General features: G+C 52.9%; 17 protein-coding genes. 8 read left to right on the top strand and 9 right to left on the bottom strand.

The window, feature by feature from the left end:
* The first annotated feature begins 93 nt into the window (after nucleotides 1-93).
* From FAZ98_RS02485 to FAZ98_RS02510, 6 genes are all read left to right on the top strand, one after another.
* Nucleotides 94-2,550 carry a polysaccharide biosynthesis/export family protein gene (locus tag FAZ98_RS02485; RefSeq protein ID WP_158948464.1) on the top strand — a complete coding sequence of 819 codons (2,457 nt, stop codon included), beginning with the start codon at nucleotides 94-96 and terminating at the stop codon, nucleotides 2,548-2,550.
* A gap of 7 nt (nucleotides 2,551-2,557) precedes the next feature.
* Nucleotides 2,558-3,796, top strand: a complete 1,239-nt coding sequence (locus FAZ98_RS02490; RefSeq protein ID WP_158948466.1) for a GumC family protein — start codon at nucleotides 2,558-2,560, stop codon at nucleotides 3,794-3,796.
* A 126-nt stretch (nucleotides 3,797-3,922) separates the two neighbouring features.
* Nucleotides 3,923-5,152 (top strand): flippase, encoded by a 1,230-nt coding sequence (locus FAZ98_RS02495; RefSeq protein WP_158948468.1) that lies wholly within the window; start codon nucleotides 3,923-3,925, stop codon nucleotides 5,150-5,152.
* A 129-nt stretch (nucleotides 5,153-5,281) separates the two neighbouring features.
* A complete protein-coding gene (locus FAZ98_RS02500; protein ID WP_158948470.1) occupies nucleotides 5,282-6,130 on the top strand; it encodes a glycosyltransferase in 849 nt (282 codons plus the stop codon).
* Between the two features lie 166 nt (nucleotides 6,131-6,296).
* Nucleotides 6,297-7,508 (top strand): hypothetical protein, encoded by a 1,212-nt coding sequence (locus FAZ98_RS02505; RefSeq protein WP_158948472.1) that lies wholly within the window; start codon nucleotides 6,297-6,299, stop codon nucleotides 7,506-7,508.
* 111 nt (nucleotides 7,509-7,619) lie between these two features.
* Entirely contained in the window at nucleotides 7,620-8,441 is an 822-nt protein-coding gene (locus FAZ98_RS02510; protein WP_158948474.1) for a glycosyltransferase family 2 protein, read from the top strand.
* A 185-nt stretch (nucleotides 8,442-8,626) separates the two neighbouring features.
* Here FAZ98_RS02510 and FAZ98_RS02515 read toward each other — a convergent pair whose 3' ends face one another.
* The 6 genes from FAZ98_RS02515 to FAZ98_RS02540 form a co-directional block, all read right to left on the bottom strand.
* Nucleotides 8,627-9,883, bottom strand: coding sequence for a glycosyltransferase (locus tag FAZ98_RS02515; RefSeq protein WP_158948476.1), 1,257 nt, complete (start codon nucleotides 9,881-9,883; stop codon nucleotides 8,627-8,629).
* Between the two features lie 40 nt (nucleotides 9,884-9,923).
* Nucleotides 9,924-10,787: a hypothetical protein gene (locus FAZ98_RS02520; protein ID WP_158948478.1), complete on the bottom strand. Its 864-nt coding sequence runs from the start codon at nucleotides 10,785-10,787 to the stop codon at nucleotides 9,924-9,926.
* 93 nt (nucleotides 10,788-10,880) lie between these two features.
* A complete protein-coding gene (locus tag FAZ98_RS02525; protein ID WP_158948480.1) occupies nucleotides 10,881-11,921 on the bottom strand; it encodes a GHMP family kinase ATP-binding protein in 1,041 nt (346 codons plus the stop codon).
* Between the two features lie 48 nt (nucleotides 11,922-11,969).
* Entirely contained in the window at nucleotides 11,970-12,539 is a 570-nt protein-coding gene (gene gmhB, locus FAZ98_RS02530) for a D-glycero-beta-D-manno-heptose 1,7-bisphosphate 7-phosphatase (protein ID WP_158948482.1), read from the bottom strand.
* Nucleotides 12,526-13,236 (bottom strand): nucleotidyltransferase family protein, encoded by a 711-nt coding sequence (locus FAZ98_RS02535; protein WP_158948484.1) that lies wholly within the window; start codon nucleotides 13,234-13,236, stop codon nucleotides 12,526-12,528. Before FAZ98_RS02535 ends, gmhB begins: the two co-directional genes overlap by 14 nt.
* Nucleotides 13,233-13,844 carry a D-sedoheptulose-7-phosphate isomerase gene (locus FAZ98_RS02540; protein ID WP_158948486.1) on the bottom strand — a complete coding sequence of 204 codons (612 nt, stop codon included), beginning with the start codon at nucleotides 13,842-13,844 and terminating at the stop codon, nucleotides 13,233-13,235. The genes FAZ98_RS02535 and FAZ98_RS02540 overlap by 4 nt, the downstream gene beginning before the upstream one ends.
* 330 nt (nucleotides 13,845-14,174) lie before the next feature.
* Between FAZ98_RS02540 and FAZ98_RS02545 the strand changes: the two genes are divergently transcribed.
* Nucleotides 14,175-15,254, top strand: coding sequence for an acyltransferase family protein (locus tag FAZ98_RS02545; protein WP_158948488.1), 1,080 nt, complete (start codon nucleotides 14,175-14,177; stop codon nucleotides 15,252-15,254).
* Between the two features lie 241 nt (nucleotides 15,255-15,495).
* Here FAZ98_RS02545 and kynA read toward each other — a convergent pair whose 3' ends face one another.
* Genes kynA through kynB form a run of 3 tightly spaced genes read right to left on the bottom strand, consistent with a single transcriptional unit; the run spans nucleotide 15,496 to nucleotide 18,399 of the window.
* Nucleotides 15,496-16,467 (bottom strand): tryptophan 2,3-dioxygenase, encoded by a 972-nt coding sequence (gene kynA, locus FAZ98_RS02550; RefSeq protein WP_158948490.1) that lies wholly within the window; start codon nucleotides 16,465-16,467, stop codon nucleotides 15,496-15,498.
* A gap of 11 nt (nucleotides 16,468-16,478) precedes the next feature.
* Entirely contained in the window at nucleotides 16,479-17,729 is a 1,251-nt protein-coding gene (kynU, locus tag FAZ98_RS02555) for a kynureninase (protein ID WP_158948492.1), read from the bottom strand.
* Nucleotides 17,730-17,769: 40 nt separating this feature from the next.
* A complete protein-coding gene (gene kynB, locus FAZ98_RS02560) occupies nucleotides 17,770-18,399 on the bottom strand; it encodes an arylformamidase (RefSeq protein ID WP_158948494.1) in 630 nt (209 codons plus the stop codon).
* A 141-nt stretch (nucleotides 18,400-18,540) separates the two neighbouring features.
* Here kynB and FAZ98_RS02565 point away from each other — a divergent pair, with 141 nt between their 5' ends.
* Complete coding sequence (locus FAZ98_RS02565; RefSeq protein WP_158948496.1) at nucleotides 18,541-19,056, top strand: Lrp/AsnC family transcriptional regulator; 516 nt, start codon at nucleotides 18,541-18,543, stop codon at nucleotides 19,054-19,056.
* Nucleotides 19,057-19,078 lie beyond the last annotated feature (22 nt).

Below are 19,078 nucleotides of genomic sequence, written 5' to 3' on the forward strand. Positions count from 1 at the left end.
CGGCCGTTAATCTGTTGATATCCGGGCTGTAAAACTAAAGAGTGGCGACTGTCGTGCCGTAAAAACCATATTGGCCGATGGCGTTAGAAGACAATGCACAAACGTTCGAAGAATTCAGTGTTCGGGGACCAGGTTTCGTTTGCCGCGCCGGTGGTGCGGAATCGACGGACCAGTAATCGTGTTGCCCGCAAGATGCTCGCGCTGTCGGCTGCGGCTGCGCAGTTGCTCTTGCTCGCGTTGGGCGCGCACGCGCAAAGCAGCGATACGTCGATGCCTCCGATTCCGGCGTGGGTGCAGGGTGCTAGTGGCGCTGCGGCTGTGCCTGCTATTTCCGGCTCGCAATTGAGCAGCATTCCCACTGCAAGCGCGAGTCCGTCGCTGAATGCGCCGGGCGTGCTCGATGGCGCGTCGGTCAAGGGTGTGACGTCTGCAGATGGCACGCGGAAGTTCGACCCGAGCGCGAGCGCGGCTTCGAGCGGCGTTCGTGCCCAGCCTGAACCGCCCACCGCGTTCCAACGGTTTGTTGCGGACTCAACGGGCCGCATGCTGCCGATCTTCGGCCAGAAGCTTTTTACGGGTAGCGACAACGACAGCACGTACACGCCGCCGCAAAACATTCCGGCGCCCTCCGATTACGTGATTGGCGTGGGCGACGAGATTCAGCTCCAGGTGTGGGGCGGCGTTGACGGCAACATGACCGTGACGGTTGATCGCAATGGTCAGATCAATATTCCGAAGGTCGGCGCCGTGACGGTGGCCGGTGCACGTGCTTCCGAACTCGACGGCCTGCTGCAGCGTCAGATCGGCCGCGTGTACAGCAACTTCAAGGTCAATGCATCGCTGGGCCGCCTGCGTTCGGTTCAGGTGTACGTGGTTGGCCAGGCGCGCCATCCGGGTGCTTACACGGTGTCGAGTCTTTCGACGTTGGTGAACGCGCTCTTCGCGAGCGGCGGTCCCGGTTCGAACGGCTCGATGCGCAATATCGAGTTGCGACGCGGCGGCAAGCTCGTCGCCACGCTCGATCTGTACGACTTCATCACTTCGGGTAAGGCGGACGGCGATCTGCATCTGCTACCCGGTGACGTGATCGTGATTCCGCCGGCTGGCCCGCGCGTCGCGCTGACCGGTGCGATCGATACACCTGCAATCTACGAACTCAAGTCAGTCAACGAATCGCTCGGCCAACTGCTCGCCTATGCGGGCGGTGCATCGGCGTTGACGAGCACCGACAAGGTGATCGTCGAAAGCGTGTCCGATCCGAGTGCCAGCGGACCGTCGCGTCGCGTGACGGAGCGAAACCTCGACGAAGCGGGACGCGCGAGCGCCGTGAAAGATGGCGACATCATCACGCTGCAGAAAATCAATCCAGGCTTCGTGAATGCCGTGACGCTGCGCGGTAACGTGGCTTCGCCGCTGCGCTACCCGTTCAAGCCGGGCATGAAGTTGTCCGATTTGCTGCCGGAGCCGGATGCGCTGCTTACGCCGGACTACTTCAAGCGCAAGAACGTGCTGGTGCAGTTCGATCGTCCGACTGATCGAGATGGCGATAGTGCTGGCCGTGACAATCAGGTTCAGAACCTCGTTGACGAGCCGAACTGGAATTACGCTGTGATCGAGCGCCTTGATCGTAAGACGTTGCAGACGCAACTGATTCCGTTCAACCTCGGCGCGGTCGTGCACAAAACCGATCCGACCGCCGATCTCACGCTGCAGCCGGGCGATGTTGTCACCATTTTCGGCAAGAAGGATATGCGTCTGCCGCTGGCCGATCACACGCGCATCGTGCGCGTGGACGGCGAAGTGCGTGCAGCCGGTGTGTACCAATTGCAGCCGGGTGACACGATTCAGACGGTGCTGCGTCGCGCGGGTGGTCTGACGCCGCAGGCATACGTGTACGGCACGCAGTTCCTTCGCGAGCAAACGCGTGAAGCGCAAACGCGCAACCTGCAGCAAGCGATCAGCCGTGCCGAGCAGCAATCAGGCGCGAAGCTGGCGGCTGCAATTGCAAATCTACCGGCTTCGTCTGATTCGAAGGCATTGCAAGATCAAATGGGGAAAGAACAGCAAGCTCAACTTGCGCGCCTGCGTTCACTTAAGCCGGATGGTCGGGTTTCGCTCGAGCTGGCAACGGATGCACACGACATTGGCGACCTGCCCGATCTGCCGCTCGACAACGGCGACACGATTTATGTTCCGCCGCGTCCGGCCTTCGTGACTGTCGTGGGTGCGGTCGACAACGAAAACGCGCTGATCTGGAAGCAGGGTCGCACGGTTAGCGACGCGCTGCGCGTGGCCGGTGTGCAACAGGATATTGCAGAAGTGGACTCGGCATTCGTTTTGCGTGCCGACGGCAGCGTGTTCAACCATGACTCTGCACATTGGATGAGCTCGTTCGATTCGACGCAGCTGATGCCGGGCGATACGGTCGTGGTACCGGAGAAGGTTGATCCGCGTTCGGGCATGACGAAGTTTATTGCTGGGCTGAAAGACTGGTCGCAGGTCCTTGCTAACTTCGGGCTTAGCGCGGCGGCCATTGAGGTATTCAAGTAAGACAATCATGGAAGATACTCAAGCAACCACGATGAAGCTTAGCGAAGATCAGCAACCCATAACTAAACGTGAATACGCTCAGGAAATCAGCGTCTTCGATATCTTAGTGTTGTTGGGCGAGCAAAAGCGAGTACTGTTCGGAACGGTCTTCGCCGCGATGACTGTGTCAATCGCGGGCAGCCTTTTATGGCCCGCGGAATATACGGGCAAGACCGTTTTGTTGCCTCCGCAGCAGAATAAGTCCGCGCTTAGCTTGCTGTCTGGACTTGGGTCGCTTGCGGACATCGGTGGCGCGATTGGCGGTAAAAGTCCAGATGGGACCTACGTTGGATTACTGCAGAGTAACGTTGTCGCAGACGATTTGACTGCGCGCTTTAAACTGAAAGAGCGTTATAGCAAGCACACTACCGAAGATGTACGAAAAGAACTGCGCGACAACGTCAAAGTCAGCAGTGATAGGCAGAATGGTTTCATTACGATCGAAGTAACGGATCGATCTCCGATCTTCGCTGCAACGTTGGCTAATGCTTACGTTGACGAACTACGTAAACAACTTAATCGGCTAGCGGTCACTGATGCGCAGCAGCGGACTCGATTCTTTCAGGCTCAGATCGACCAAACACTGGACCGACTCAGCGTAGCTGAATCGACCTTCGATCTAGCGCGAAAAAAAGGTGGAGTTGTTAGTCTTGATGGGCAGGTGGCTAGTAGCATTCAAGCTGCCGCCCAGCTTCGAGCGAAGATCACCGCCAGCGAAATCGAACTGCAGTCGATGCGCACGTACGAAACCCAAGAAAATCCGGAAGTTCAAAAAACATTGGCTGCTATTGGCGCGATGCGAGAGCAACTAGCCAGCTTGGAGGGCGGAGCGTCCAGCAGCAGTGGAACTGGCAAAGACGATACCGCTGCACTGGCGAATATCCGTGCTTTCCGCGAGGTGAAGTATGAAGAAGCCGTTCTTGATCAGTTTCGGCAGCAATTAGAACTAGCTAAAGTTGATGAAGCGAAGGAAGGTCCTTTAGTTCAACAGATAGATTCGGCAATCCCCCCTGAAAAGAAGTCAGCCCCTCATCGGGCGCTTATTATTTTAGCGGGAAGTTTTTTGGGTGTAGTGCTCGGATTGTTGATTGCATTCTCGAAAGCCATTGCGGCCCGGGAATCGGCTTTTCGCGATGATTTATCGCGAGTGGTCGACGCGTGGCGACCCGCTCGTTCATCAAGATCACAGTTGGAAGCTGGCAAGTGAAAAATCTGAGAAAGATAAGCTTATCCAGTCGCCGCGTTTGCTAAATAAAATCGGCGTTTGAAAATAGTGTTGAAGATACACATATCGATAGTGGCATTTTGTTTTGAATTCTGACGGTTGCGTAAATTGAACAAATTTATTAAAAATTTCGTTTCCGTTGGATTTATAAATGCAGCAAATGCTGCGCCTTTAATAACAATGCCGTACCTAATCCACGTGATTGGTATTGAGCGATTCGGATCATTGTCTTTAGCTACGGCGTTTGTTGCGTATTTCGGAATTATAATAGACTACGGATTTAATCTTTCCGCTGTTCGCGAAATTTCAATCAATCGTAGTGAGCCGTCGCGCATAAATCATATATGCGCAACCGTTTTTTATGTAAAAATTATTCTAGTTGTAGCTTGTCTCTTGGTATTTTTATGCATTGTGCGCGCACTCCCATACATGTGGGATATGCATACGCTTTATTTTTTGACATTTATAGCTATGTTGGGACAGACCTTTCTTCCTGGATGGTTTTTCCAAGGTGTAGAACAAATGTCAGCCGCTGTTTATTTAAGTGCCATCTCGAGGATTATACCGTCGGCGTTGACATTCTTTTTCGTCCACTCGCGAGACGATTATTTATGGGTTCCCGGATTATCTGCGATCGCAGGCGCGGCTACAGTAATAACAGCGGCTATCCTCTTGCGATATAAATTTGATATCAGAATGACTTTGCCGGATGCTCGGTCAATAAAGCAAAGCTTTCGCGGCGGTTGGTATCTCTTTTTGTCGCAGGTGAATATTTCACTGTTTAGTAACTCAAACTCAGTGATTCTGGGTGTTGTGAGTGGCCCGTTGGCCGTGGGCTATTTCTCCTCTGCCGAAAAAATCATGCGCGCTATAGCTTTTTTGGGCACACCTTTGACGACAGTTTTGTTTCCACATGTTGCAAGAAATATAAAGGCGAATCCAAGCCGAATGCTAAAAAAATTGGACGGAATTTTGCTCATCGCAATTGCATTGCAAATCATCGTCATTGCTCCGATTTTTTTTCTCGCCGATCATATTATTAATCTTTTATATAATTCCGACGTCGGTGCGTCAGAGATACTGAAGATAATCATTGTTGTTCCTATATTTATTATGGTGAACAACATCTATGGTGTGCAGGTAATGCTCAACACTGGTTTCGATAAGCAATATTTTGGAATATTGCTTATCGCAGGTGTTGTCAATATACCGTTGTGCTTTTTATTATCCAAATTTTTTAGTGGATTGGGAACGGCTATTTCGCTCCTCGTAATTGAATTTCTTATTGCATTCTTGATGGGATTTTTCGTACAGAAACTGAAGCGAAGCTTAGATTGATAGTGATTGTTAAAAAATCAATAAGTAAGCCGTGCTGAAATTTGTGGCGGTTTGATAAAGTAATAAAAATCTAAAGTATCGATTTCTTTGGCGAAATTCGTCAGGGTTGCCTCTTTGGAGAGAGTTATCGTGGTAAACCGCAAGCTACATGGGGTTGTCGTGCTGTATAACCCGGGCGTAGAAGTAATCGATGCTATTGAGTCTTATAGGCAGTGTCTCGGACATCTGTACATTATCGATAACTCCGAGAGGCGGAATGAGCAAGTTTTTTCGCGTTTAAGTCTCCTGCCGCAGAGTACTTATATTGGTGAATACGAAAACAAAGGCGTTGCACTAGCTTTAAACATTGGCGCTCGTGAAGCAATAAAAAATGGGGCGCAATGGCTGTTGACGATGGACCAAGATAGTACATTTCGCGCAGCCGAGCTTGAAAAATTTCTAGATGCCTTTGAGGCACTTAGATCGCGACATGATGAAATTGGTATTCTTTCTCCCTCGCATAACGATAAGGGAGTAAAAGGACTAGAGGTGCGCCCTGTCGTTATGACGTCGGGAAATATATTGAACCTTCACGCTTTTACATGTGTGAGTGGATTTGAAGAGAAGCTATTCATCGATGCAGTTGATTATGATTTTTGTCTGCGTCTGAAAAATTCAAAATTCACTGTGTTTCAGATCAATGATGTGATGCTAGATCATAAGTTGGGAACTACGAAAGAAATTTCCTTCATTGGATTTCGTCGTTCGATATCAGTGCATTCCCCACTTCGTCGGTATTATATGACGAGAAATGCCTTATATTATTGGCGGAAGCATTTTTGGAAGCATCCGATTTTTGTTGTGTCGGAGATTATGAAATTTTCGAAAAATTTTATCGAAATAATGCTTTTTAGTGAAAATCGACGAGCCGATTTCGGTTATATGATTCGCGGAATTATCGATTATTATCGCGGAAATTTCGGCCAATTTAAAAATTAAAGAGAAAATAATTTTTAACGCCTATTATTGCGCATGAATATTTGAAATGCATGATAAATGCATCAAGCAATGATCGACATTAAATTCAAACAACATGCTGATCTAATTTGGTAGTTAATGTGACTATTTTAAGAGTGCGTATTTTTCCACCTGTCAGAGTCGCTTTATGAAGATTCTACCCTCCCGCGATCTCGGATTTTCCCTTATTTCTCCGAACAACGCGGCGGTGTACTCATTCATTATATGTGTAATTTTCACGACGTTTACGGCGTATAATTATACGGATATTGTTGGTGAGCCAAATTTGATGTTCCTGAATTGGCGAGTGCTGACATACGTAATTGCCTGTATCCTAGCTTATTCAGCAGGGGTGTCTGTTGCAACAAAATTTCGATTCCCTAGAATCTCATTAATCGGCATTCATTTTTCAATATCGAGGCGAACTTTTTATCTGATTCCGATGCTGATTTCCTGCTGCGCAACAATTTACGTTGGCGTTGCATTAATCGAGTCGAATAATCTGTTCGTTTTGTTTCTGGAAAGTGTCGCAAATACGGATATCAAGGGAAGTCTGGAAGTTGATCCCATATTTTTTTATGTTTTATATTCGCATATTGCAATAACTTTATGGGCTTCAAAAGAAGTCTATGATGAAAAAGCGACCAACCTGGTGCGCTATATGTATTGGTTTATGTGTATTCTCACAGTTACCGTTTCTCTATTAATTTTGGCAAGGTATGTCTTAATCCCTTTCCTAATGTGCATTGGAGTACTGCGTGTACGTGCTCGCTACATTAAAAAAGGAAGCGTCAATCACGTCGCAATTTTTGCGGCTATCTCAGCTTTGGTAGGCTTGTTCGTGTTGATCGCAGTCGCAAGAGGTGGTCAAGGGTTTGAAGCGCTTTACAATTATGGTCCAGCGTCGTTCAATCGCCTTGCAGCCGTCTTGGCTGGGCGAATTGACATTAACGTCCCTAGTTCCTACTATATTATGTCGTCGTTCAAGCACGATTGGAGTTATTACGAAATCGTTATGAATGAGCACGACGCAGTTGAGGGAGCAGGCCTTGACTGGAGTCTCAATTGGTTAACTGCTTATGGATACGTGTTCCAGGCCATTGGTGTCTTCTCGTTGCTGTATTTTTTTGTAATTGGACTAATTTCCGGATTCGCCTGGTCTGGATTTAAGGTCGGTAAGAGCTGGGCTATAGTATTTTATCCTTGGATATTTTCGAGTGTGATCTTATGGTTCACCTATAATATTGCCGGATATGCTCAAACATATATTCTATTAATAGTCGGAACGATTTTGGGCGGATATTCACGACTATTTGGGATGAATGTCAAATTCGAGGATAACGTTCACTCTTCGGATTAGAATGAATTGAGTGTTTTTTTTGCGTATTTATTTAATTTGAAATTTTTAGTGGTTTGTGGGTAATTAAATAAATATCGCATTTTAATTCGATAAATTTAAAAAGAGAAGCTTGTGAGCAATATTTCTTGCGTTATTCACACTTATAATTCAGCGCAATATCTTGACGCCTGTCTTAGCAGCGTCAACTGGTGCTCTGAAATTGTCATTGTTGACATGCACAGCACTGACGAAACCGTTGAGATTGCGAGCAGGCACGGGGCGAAAATTTACTTTCACGAGAATGTTGGATTTGCTGATCCAGCACGTGCATTTGGCCTTTCGAAATGCTCGCATCAGTGGGTCTTGGCAATAGATTCGGATGAGATAGTGCCTTACGACTTATCGATCAAATTAAAGGAAATTGCGGCACGTGATTTATGCGATGTTGCGAGAATTTCTTTTAGAAATTTCTTTTTTGGTCGTGAAATTCTAGGTTCGGGTTGGGGATATAAAAATCAGGTAATTCCGCGATTTTTCAAAAAAGGAAAACTAAACTATGAAAAGCGTGTTCACGATTTTGTTAAAATCGAAGATGGCTGTAGAATTATAAAAATAATTGGGGAAAATGTTTCAATCGTTCATTTTAATTATAACGATGTAAAGCATTTTATCAGAAAATTGGATAATTATACTGATTTTGAGGTGGAATCTCAAAAGTACAATTACGGGAAGCCGCTTTTATTTCGAATCATCTATCACGTAACTCGAGAGTTGGTTGGCAGATTTTTAATTCTTAAAGGCTATAAAGATGGATGGCTTGGCCTTTATTTGGCTATGGCCATGGCATTCTACCGCAGTACAGCAATTGCAAAAAAGAATCTTCCCAATGGCGCTAACGCCGTGGCGATTTACAGAAATTATGCGAAGCAGCTATTAGAGCAGTATCGCCGCTAGAGGGCGTTTGGAGGCGCTACAGCCGATCCTGAAAGATATTCATATGATCGGAGTGCCTCTTATCTTTCGTTTTGCGGCGACGACATATGTAGTGCAACGAACTTGACACAGCGATCAAATATTTTGTGAAAACGAGAAGCCGCTGTGCCTGATGTGGCTATGCCAAGCAATATTTTCCCGTCGTGTTAATTCCAAACGACGTTGCACCACCGATGAGCAAGATGCCGCGCAGAGTGATTTTTCGCAACGTGCTTGATGACTTCGAGACCCGCGTGCACGCGACGTGAATATTCGACGTGCGGATTTTGCACGAGATTGACAAGTTCTTCGCTGGTACACGTCAAACTTGCGCAGTCGGCGTCGACGCCCTCGAACGTGATCTGTGTGCCCAAAGGCAACACGCCGAACGACATCGCTTCAAGGACCTTGGTCTTTACCCCGCCGCTGACGAACGAAGGAGCAAGCAAAATGCTCCCCGGCAGATAGGCGTCGGCGATATCGGCGACGAAGCCGTGGAACGTAACGTTATTCACCGTGCCGTACTGACCGTGTTGCTTGCCGTAGATATGCAATTCCGCATCGGGTTTCAGATTCGACCACAGCGCTAGCAGATACTCGATCGACTTGCGGTTTTGCAGCAAGCTATCCGAGCCAATAAAAATAAAGCGCTGAAATTTCCCGAGTGCCGCGGGCGCTTCGATCGCGTCCATGTACGGCGGAATGGTTTCAACGGGCGCATTGGGGCAGTGCTCGATCAAATGAGCGGCATCTACTGACGAAACCAGCACGACGCTATCGCTCACCTTGCAGATCCGCTGTTCTTCGCGCCGGAGAGCGCGATACTCATACGCTTGAATCGAACGGGCGACGAGACCATCTAGAACGTAGCGCTGAAACCACGCGGGCACAAGCTGCTTAAGGTATCCCATCGAAATCGGCTCGCGCTCGCGCGCCAAGGCTTCGGTGCGGCGGGACATGAGATCGTCGAAGTCGCAGACGATTCGCAGGTTAGGGAAGCGGCGGCGCAAAGCCACCGCGTCGCCTCCGGACCGCACGCCGTCGAAATAGACAGTCTCGGGATTCAGCTCCTGCACGGCTTGCGAGATTTTCTGGAGCGACGAAGGACCTCTGAACAGCATGCTTTGCAGCGGCACCATTTGACCTTTCATCATCTGGCGAGCCGCCCACAGCGATGTCCGAGCAATGGCGCGCAGCGAGCGCCGCTCGAGCAACGAAGGCAAATGCAGTTGATGGACATCACCTCTGGCTTCGAGGCTGTTCAGGATGAACGCCATCGTTCGCTCCCGGCCGCTTCCGGCAAGCTTGGGAATACGCCGGGTACAGACCATCAAAACGCGCGGCTTTTGTGGGGTCGCAGCAGCGATGCCTACGCTCGGTCGCGTAATAGCGGATTCGAGCAGGTTGCCGGAAATCGTCGACATTACTTTTCAGCCTTGGTTGCGGTTACTGAGGTTCTGCGCTCTATCTGTTAAACGGCTTAAGAAGTATTTTCTTAAGGAAATGTGGCGCTCTGAGCCTAAGTTTTATGAAATTTGTGTTGAGCCGATCCGCAACGCGTAGCTTGGATAGACGCGCTTTTTGCGCTTCCGAAGCCGAAACGGAGATGTCTGCCACAATGAAATCCAACTGACGAAGCCGCGCGGGAAGACGATGTTCCAGGTAGATGCTCATTAGCTTCCGGTTTCGGGTATCGCGATCCAACTCACGGCCTGGAATAGCTTGATACCAACCTTTGAGCCAATGGGTCGGTCTGAGCCAGCTATCCACATCGGCGAGATAGCGTGCCGGCAGGCCAGGCAACACCGACTTCGAGAAGTTCTCGAAATTTTCTGGCTCTTCGTAAAATCTCACCTTGCTAAGTGTTCGCAGCGAAGCGCGAAGCGCAAACAACCAGGTCGACAGGTAACCGTCTTTTCCGGAGACTTGCTCGATGCCAGAACTGATCGGCATGCGCAGCCCGATGTACTCGTTGCTTTGCCCGTAATTCGACTTCAAATTGTCGAAGAGAATATTGAGCGACAAATGCGACAGCCATTTGATATGACTGCTTATCGCCGTGTCATTCAAGAAGACGAACGTCGCCGTATCGTCGTCTCCGAGTCCGGCAGCCTTCGCTGCTGCCGAGATTTTCCCCAAGCCTTCCTGATATCCCGAGAATTCCATCGCTTCGTTCGGGTTGGCGACGAAAGCGGCCGCTTCGGGCTGATCAGTGCGGACAATCTCGCAGTGCGTCGAATGTTGCGCCGCGAGCCGGCGGGCTAACTTCCGAACCGCGAATGAATGCCGGTCGCCATACTGCACGATAACGACGAAGCATTTATTCATCGAGCACTCGCAGGCAAGGCGCATCGGCACAATGGCTTCACTGCCGCGAGGCGCTTTTCGCTGCCACAACAACGCGCCTGTTTATTCATGGCGTCAGTTCGTTATCGTCCAGGACTGCGCGCCCATGCCGGTAAAGTGAAAGTTCATGACCGAACCGGGGAATTTGGCGAGCTCGCGCAAAACGGACATGCGGCGTTTGGGCGGAACGAAGAACATCATGAAACCGCCGCCGCCAGCGCCGGAGATCTTGCCGGCGACCGCGCCAGCCGATAGGGCAGCTTCGTGAACGGCGTCGATATCGGGATTGGAAATGCCTTGAGCCAACCGCTTTTTCGCAATCCACGAACGGCCCAGGATCGTTGCGTAGCGATCCAGTCCACCACGCAGGATGGCCTCTTTCATTTCAACAGCGTCTTGCTTCAGTTCAAGCATTGCACCAACAGACTTGGTGTCGCCTGCGTTTGTATTGTCGATTTGACGTTGAATAATCGAGGCTGAAGACCTTGACTGGCCCGTGTAATAAAGAACCGTGGAAGCTTCCAGTTCATTGATGATCCAGTCTTTCACGCGCAGCGGATTGACGAGCACTCGATCATTTGCGTTGAATTCGATGAAATTGAAGCCGCCGAATGCCGCCGCATATTGATCCTGCTTGCCGCCGGCGAGCCCGAGATCGATTCGCTCGATTTCGAAGGCCAAATGGGCAATTTCATATTCGCCCAAGCCGAGTTGCAGCCATTCCGAGTAGGCCTGCAGAATACACACGATCATCGTGGACGACGTACCGAGACCGGAACCCGCCGGTGCATCGGCGAACGTCGTCAGCTTGAGCGAGAGCGGCCGGCCGCCGTTGAATTGCTTGACGATGCGCCGGTAAATTCCGCGATGCAGCCGCAACGGATCTTCATCGGGCAAGTCGGCCGACGCCTCGAGATCGACGACTTCTTCGCGATCTTCCGAGTAGAAAACGACTCGGCCGTCGTCACTCGGCTCGAGAATGGCCTGTGCGTAAAGATCGATCGTCGCGTTCAGTACACAGCCCCCGTGGCTGTCGCTGAATGGGCTGACGTCGGTACCGCCCCCGGCGAGTCCGAGGCGCAAAGGCGCTCTCGAACGAATTATCTTTTTGGTCATGTTGTTCTAGGCTGAATGGCGCGCTCAAGCGCGCGACTAAGGCAGATTTTATTGCCGCTCCAGAAACCAGTTCACTGCTTCGTGAAGATCTTTGGCGCGATGGTCGGCATGCTCGTTCGCGTCGGCAGGAAGCGCGTGTCCGGATTCGACGAGAATGTTGGTCGCCACGCCTGCGGCGCGCCCCGCGTCCGTATCGGAGATCTTGTCGCCAATGAGAACCGAGCGATCAACGCGCAGATTCAAGTCACGCACGGCTTGCTCGATCATGCCCGGGCCCGGCTTTCTGCAATGGCAGTCCACTGCGTACTCCGCGACTGTCCCTTCGGGATGATGAGGGCAGTGATACACGCGCTCGACTTGGATCTGCCGATCGTTGAATAGATCGAGCATGTGGCTGGTCAGACGCTGAAACTGTGCTTCGGTGTATTTGCCTTTTGCGATTCCGGCCTGATTCGTCACAACGACAATCGCATAGCCGGCGTCACGCAACGCGGCGAGGGCGTCAAATACGCCCGGCAAAATATGGAAGTCTTCTATGCGGTGAACATAGTTGAGTTCGGCGTTGATGACGCCGTCCCGGTCAATGAAGGCCGCTCGCCGCGCTTCACCGGTTTCCATGGCGGGCATTGAACAGGAAGTAGTCGTCCGGTACGCCGATATCGGTGAATTCGCCTTCCACTGCAAGACCCGTCAGGTTGCCGCGCTGGGCAAGCTTGGGCAAAACCACGGATTCCAGCGAGAACGCCGACGTGTTCTCCCAAGGAAGCGCATCGCTACACAGGCGATAAATACCGGCATTGATATAGCCCGCAGACGTCTGTCCTTTCTCCAGGAAGCCGGTCACCTTTCCCGTTGCGTCGATGTCGACGCCGCCGAATCGCGCGCGATTTTCCACGCGCGTGAGCGCCATGCGGAACAGTTCGCCGTTCGCACGGTTCAGCGAAGGCAGCATGCCTGACAGGTCGCCTTCCAGGTAGCTGTCGCCGTTGACGACCAGCGCTTCGTCGAGACCTTGCGTCTTGAAAGCATTCAAGATCGCGCCCCCCGTACCGAGCAATTCTTCTTCGACGACATAGCGAATCGATGCGCCGACATTCAACGTGTCGAGCATGTCGATGATCTTGTCCGCCATGAAGCCGAGCGAAAGAACGACATCCGTCACGCCACTCGCGACGAGTTTTTCCACCAGAAGGGAAAGAAACGGTCTATCGCCAATCGGCGCGAGGCATTTGGGGCGATCGGCAATGACGCCGCGCAGGCGCGTGCCCAGCCCACCTGCAAGCACGATGCAGGTTTGCGAGTTCTTCAATGTCATTGCGGAGCGAACTCGCCGAAAATATCCAGTTCAACGTGCGCGCACAGCATGTGGCCGATGAGAATGTGGCATTCCTGAATGCGCGGCGTATGCGCGGACGGCGCGCGGAGAACGTGATCGACACCGTTGAGATCGCCATTCAAACCGCAGAGCGCGACAGACGTCACGCCAAGGTCTTTGCACACTTCGAACGCGGCGAGAATGTTTTTGGAGCGACCTGACGTCGTGATCCCGACGAACATGTCGCCGGCACGTGCTTGCGCTTCGAGCTGACGGCGAAACAGTTTTTCGTAGCCGTAATCGTTACCGATTGCGGTCAGCATCGACGTATCGGTCGACAGCGAAAGCGAGGGGAGCCCGGGACGGTCGAATTCGAAGCGGCTGACGAACTCGGCAGCCAAATGCTGCGCGTCCGCCGCGCTGCCGCCGTTGCCGGCGAAAATAACGCGATTGCCCCGTTTGAACGTTTCCGTCATCGCTTCGGCAACGGTAACGATTTTTCGCAGCGTCGGCTCATCTGCAAGCAGCGCCTTTTTAGCCGCGATGGAATCTTCAATACCGTCTTTTAATTGCTGAAGCGCGGTCTCTGTTGCGTTCACGTGTGACATTTTATTCTTCGCTAAGCCAAAAAATTGCGTATCGCATAAATTCGTGACAGATATCCCCAGGCAGCAGGCCGATCCGACGTCGATACACATCCCCGTTTTGAAACTGGACTGACGGAATATTCTTACGCGGCAGCTATTCTGCCCTCGACGGTGGCGACACACAAGGGCCGTACTGCGTGCGCACAACAGTGTGAGTGTGCGGAGGTGGATCGGTAAGTCCCTGAAAAAGTGGGCAAACGCCGGATCACCACAGTGCGTCACCTAGCTGTCGACGCCAGCGCGGAGAAGATGAAACCTGTGTGACTTTGGTGTGGAAATTTGAGCGTTGAGATGGTCAACCGGATGCTATACTGCCGCGCAAAAATTGAGAGTGCCTCGGGGAAAATGAAGGTCAATCACATCACGACGTTGGACGCAGTGCGTTTCGCCGCTGCGCTTTGGGTGCTGTCGTTCCATTACACGGCAACGGAGTTCGTCACCGCCGCCGCACCGTTCACAAAATACGGGTTTCTTGGTGTTCCGCTTTTTTTCATGATCAGCGGCTATGTGATCGCGCTTAGCCTTGCTTCTTCCAGTTCGCCTCAACGATTTTTGGTAAATAGACTTTTCCGGCTCTACCCTGCATTCGTTGTTTGCTCAGTGATCACTATCGTGTATGTGGCAGTATTTTCGGGCATGCCACACTTTACACTGAAGGAAATCGCTCTTAATGCAACGATGATGGGCGAGGGTTTGAATATACGACTCATTAACGGCGCGTATTGGTCGCTGACTGTCGAGTGGCTTTTTTATCTGATGATGGCGGGAGTTTTTGCGACAATCGGAGTGCGACGTTTGTCGGTCTTCCTGTGGTTGTGGCTGGCACTTTCCGTTTTTCAAATATTCTTTGACGTGAGTTTGCTGAAAAAATTGTTCGTGCTTCGCTACGCACCGTTTTTCGTAGGTGGAGCATCTTTCTATCTGATCGCTCATAGCGATCGAAAGGCACTCTCTCATTGGCTGTTGTGTGTTGTCAGTTTTCCAGTCTCATGCTATTGGGCAATTGAGAAAGCACAAGGCATCCCCGATGTTGGCACTTTTAATTTCTTTGCCATGATTGCGTGCGTTGCTGCATTTTATATGCTGATGGGAAATCTGGGCCGTACGCCTGATTTCCTTAGCCGCCACAAAGGATTTTTTGGACTCGCCGGAAGGACGAGTTATCCCCTTTATCTAATTCACGAGACGATTGGCGTGGATATTCTTAATAAATTTAATATGCACGGTCTGGCTGGTGCGGGTTTTATTCTCGCTATTACCGTTGCAGCAGTTTGCGTCGCAATTGTTATTAGTGAATACATCGAGCGACCGGTTATCGCGCTACTCAAGCGCTCGGTGGCGCTACACCGTCCTACTCCGTCTGTGACTTAACAGTGATGTGATTCTGCTGTGAAAAGTCGAAAATTACGCTCTTACAAGGGCTGATGGCAGCGGATTTATTCCAATCTATTGAGATTGGCGCAGTTCAAAAAACTGCGCCGCCGAGATCAAGCGTAATTTAATAAATATGACTTAATTTGATCTGTCTTACGAGCGCTTCAAGTTGATTGGGTTTCCCCTCAAGTCTTCGACGGCAAAAATACGTCAAGCAATTTGGGGCACTGTGGCCAACTCACAACCCCGTCCGAACCCCCCAAAGCTCCGGAAACAACACCACATCCAGCATCTTCCTCAGATACTGCGCGCCATTCGTCCCGCCGGTCCCCTGCTTGAACCCAATAATCCGCTCAACCGTAGTGACATGCCTGAACCGCCACTGCCTGAATGCATCCTCGAGATCCACCAGCTCTTCGGCCATTTCATAAAGATCCCAATACTGCGTCGGGTTCCGATACACCTCGAGCCACGCCGCCTCAACCGAAGCATCATGCGCCATCGGCAGCGACCAATCGCGAGCCAGCCGCTCAGGCGCAATAGCAAACCCTCGTCTCGCCAGCAACCTCACCACTTCGTCATAAAACGAAGGCGCTTCCAACGTCGCCTTAACCTGCGCATGAATCTCCGCACGGTGCTCATGCGGCTTCAACATCTGCGCATTCTTGTTGCCCAGCAGAAACTCGATCTGCCGATACTGATAAGACTGGAACCCGGAAGAAGCGCCCAGATAAGGCCGCATCGCCGTGTACTCGGAAGGTGTCATGGTCGACAACACATTCCACGCCTGCACAAGTTGCTCCATGATCCGCGACACACGCGCGAGCTGCTTGAACGCCGGCGGCAACGCATCGTTGTGCACGTTCGCGAGCGCCGCGCGAAGCTCGTAAAGCGCGAGCTTCATCCACAACTCACTCGTTTGATGCTGCACGATAAACAGCATCTCGTTGTGATCGGGCGATAACGGATGCTGTGCATTCAGCACCGATTCGAGCGCCAGATAATCGCCATAACTCATCGACTTCGAAAAATCGAGTTGCGCGTCGTGCCAGCCATCGCCTTGTTCGGCAGCGCCCGCATCGGTGGCTTCGCTCGCAGCGGAAGCGGCAGCAGGCGCCGCCGAGCCGTGCCCAAACGGACAGCCACCGCGCGGCGCGGCATCGTTACCGTTCGACTCCGGCATCCCCGGAACTTGCATATGATCGTTCATCGACAAACTCCTCAGGTAACCGCGCCACGCGCTGCGAATTCGGGCTTACGCCACTGCTCGGTCGCGAGCACGTCACGCAGCGTTTCCACGGCGTCCCACACATCCACGTAACGCAGATACAGCGGCGTAAAGCCGAAGCGCAGCACGCGCGGCTCGCGATAATCGCCGATCACGCCGCGCGCGATCAACGCCTGCATCACCTCGAAACCGTGCGGATGCTCGAAGCTCACGTGCGAGCCGCGCGGTGCGTGATCGCGCGGCGTCACGAGCGTGAGGTCGAATTCCTTGCAACGCGTCTCGACCAGTTCGATAAACAGATCCGTCAACGCGAGCGACTTGCGGCGCACGGCCTGCATGTCGGTTTGCAGAAACACGTCGAGACCGCATTCCACGAGCGCCATCGAAACGATCGGCTGCGTGCCGCAGAGGAAGCGGCCGATGCCGTCGTCGGGGCGATATTCCGGGTTCATCTCGAACGGCTTGCGGTGACCCCACCAGCCCGAAAGCGGCTGCGAAAACGCATTCTGATGGCGCTTGGGCACCCACACGAAACCCGGCGAACCCGGACCGCCATTCAGGTACTTGTACGTGCAACCCACCGCGTAATCCGCGTTGGCGCCGTTCAGGTCCACGGGCACCGCGCCCGCCGAATGCGCGAGATCCCACAGCGCGAGCGCGCCTTGCGCGTGAATGTGCTCGGTGAGCGCGCGCATGTCGTGCATCTCGCCGGTGCGGTAGTTCACGTGCGTGATCATCGCCACGGCCACGTCGTCGCGAATCGCCGCGGGCAGTTCCGCAGGGTCATCCACGAGACGAAGTTCATAACCGCGATCGAGTTGCTCGATCAGGCCTTGCGCGATGTACAGATCGCTCGGGAAATTCGAGCGCTCGGACACGATCACGCGGCGCTTCGGGTCGCGCGCGTTCTGCACGCGCAGCGCGGCGGAAAGCGCCTTGAACAGGTTGATCGAAATGGTATCGGTGACAACGACTTCGTCGTCTTCCGCGCCGATCAGCGTCGCCAGCTTGTTGCCCAGGCGGCGCGGCATCGCGAACCAGCCCGCGCTGTTCCAGCTGCGGATCAAACCGTCGCCCCATTCGCCGGCAATCACGGCTTGCGCGCGCGCGGCCGCGGCCGATGGCGGCACGCCGAGCGAGTTGCCGTCGAGATAAATCGTGTCGGCGGCGAGCGTGAATTGCTCGCGCAGCGCGGCGAGCGGGTCGGCGCTATCGAGCGCGAGAGCTTCGTTACGGTCGTTCATGAGCGATATCGTCAGGGATGTCGAAAATGTCGAAAAAGAATCAAGGCAACGCACGCAGCACGGCGCGCACGGGGCTCGCATCGAGCGTGGCGAACTTGAGCGGCAGCGCGATCAGTTCGTAGTCGCCGGGCGCGATCGCATCGAGCACGACGCCTTCGAGAATCGCCATGCGATGCGCGCGAATGCGGTGATGCGCGTCCATCGTTTTGGATTCCTGCGGATCGAGCGAGGGCGTGTCGATACCGATCAGCTTCACGCCGTGCGAAGCCAGCAAATCGATCGTCTCGGGCGCCACGGCGCAAAACGCGCTGTCCCAGCGGTCCTGCGGCACGTTCGCATAAGTGCGCAACAAAATGCGCGGCGGGATGCCGTCGAGCGCGTTTTCCACGTGTTCGGGCAGCACCAGCGGCGCCGCGCCGATGCAATGAATCACGCGGCATACACCGATATACGTCTCGAGCGGCACGGCGCCGATCGGTGCGCCTTCGGCGTCGTAGTGGAGCGGGGCGTCGGTGTGAGCGCCCGTGTGTGGCGAAAGCGTCACACGCGCCACGTTCACGGGCGAGCCGGCTTCCATGCGCCAGACGCGCTCCACGCCAACCGGCGTATCGCCCGGCCAGACGGGCGTTTCAGGCTGTATCGACGGGGAAATGTCCCAGATCGGAGTCATGTCAAGAAAGGTTCTCGTGGTTCTTGCACAGGGGATCTTCGAATGATAGGCAAGCCTACGTGAAATGTGCTTGCGAAAAAAACGCCGCAAACATCGGTTCTTGGCACATAATTTGTAACAAGACGGGAATGGAGACCAAATATGAACGCAATCTCGCTGGATGCTACCGATTGCCGTATTCTCGCCGTGCTGCAGAACGAGGGGCGGATCAGCAATCTGGATTTGGCGGAGCGTATTTCGCTCTCGCCTTCGGCGTGTCTACGCCGTTTGCGGCTGCTGGAAGAACAGGGTGTGGTGGAGCGCTACCGCGCGAGCTTGAACCGGGAGATTCTCGGCTTCGAGATGGAAGCCTTCGTGCAGGTGTCGATGCGCAACGACCAGGAAAGCTGGCACGAGCGCTTCGTCGCGGCGTTGCGCGACTGGCCGGAAGTGGTGGGCGCGTACGTGGTGACGGGCGAGACGCATTATCTGCTGCGCGTGCTCGCCCACAATCTCAAGCACTACTCGGACTTCGTGCTGAACAAGCTGTACAAGGCGCCGGGCGTGATGGACATTCGCTCGAATATCGTGCTGACCACGCTGAAGGTGGAGGCGGGCCTGCCCGTCGACCTGATCGCGCAGCGCGAGCCGAAGCCCACGCCGGTCGAGGCACGCTGAGCGTTATCGAGCGCCGCTCGAA

The sequence above is a fragment of the Paraburkholderia acidisoli genome (assembly GCF_009789675.1).
In the GTDB taxonomy this organism is placed as follows: Bacteria; Pseudomonadota; Gammaproteobacteria; order Burkholderiales; family Burkholderiaceae; genus Paraburkholderia; species Paraburkholderia acidisoli.

What these genes read in the sequence shown, in the direction of transcription:
- kynB (WP_158948494.1), bottom strand. Translation starts at nt 18,399, where the DNA reads ATGACTCCGATCTGGGACATTTCCCCGTCGATACAGCCTGAAACGCCC.
- FAZ98_RS02535 (WP_158948484.1), bottom strand. Translation starts at nt 13,236, where the DNA reads ATGACATTGAAGAACTCGCAAACCTGCATCGTGCTTGCAGGTGGGCTG.
- FAZ98_RS02490 (WP_158948466.1), top strand. Translation starts at nt 2,558, where the DNA reads ATGGAAGATACTCAAGCAACCACGATGAAGCTTAGCGAAGATCAGCAA.
- FAZ98_RS02515 (WP_158948476.1), bottom strand. Translation starts at nt 9,883, where the DNA reads ATGTCGACGATTTCCGGCAACCTGCTCGAATCCGCTATTACGCGACCG.
- gmhB (WP_158948482.1), bottom strand. Translation starts at nt 12,539, where the DNA reads ATGGAAACCGGTGAAGCGCGGCGAGCGGCCTTCATTGACCGGGACGGC.
- FAZ98_RS02505 (WP_158948472.1), top strand. Translation starts at nt 6,297, where the DNA reads ATGAAGATTCTACCCTCCCGCGATCTCGGATTTTCCCTTATTTCTCCG.
- kynU (WP_158948492.1), bottom strand. Translation starts at nt 17,729, where the DNA reads ATGAACGACCGTAACGAAGCTCTCGCGCTCGATAGCGCCGACCCGCTC.
- FAZ98_RS02540 (WP_158948486.1), bottom strand. Translation starts at nt 13,844, where the DNA reads ATGTCACACGTGAACGCAACAGAGACCGCGCTTCAGCAATTAAAAGAC.
- kynA (WP_158948490.1), bottom strand. Translation starts at nt 16,467, where the DNA reads ATGAACGATCATATGCAAGTTCCGGGGATGCCGGAGTCGAACGGTAAC.
- FAZ98_RS02545 (WP_158948488.1), top strand. Translation starts at nt 14,175, where the DNA reads ATGGTCAACCGGATGCTATACTGCCGCGCAAAAATTGAGAGTGCCTCG.
- FAZ98_RS02520 (WP_158948478.1), bottom strand. Translation starts at nt 10,787, where the DNA reads ATGAATAAATGCTTCGTCGTTATCGTGCAGTATGGCGACCGGCATTCA.
- FAZ98_RS02525 (WP_158948480.1), bottom strand. Translation starts at nt 11,921, where the DNA reads ATGACCAAAAAGATAATTCGTTCGAGAGCGCCTTTGCGCCTCGGACTC.
- FAZ98_RS02565 (WP_158948496.1), top strand. Translation starts at nt 18,541, where the DNA reads ATGAACGCAATCTCGCTGGATGCTACCGATTGCCGTATTCTCGCCGTG.
- FAZ98_RS02485 (WP_158948464.1), top strand. Translation starts at nt 94, where the DNA reads ATGCACAAACGTTCGAAGAATTCAGTGTTCGGGGACCAGGTTTCGTTT.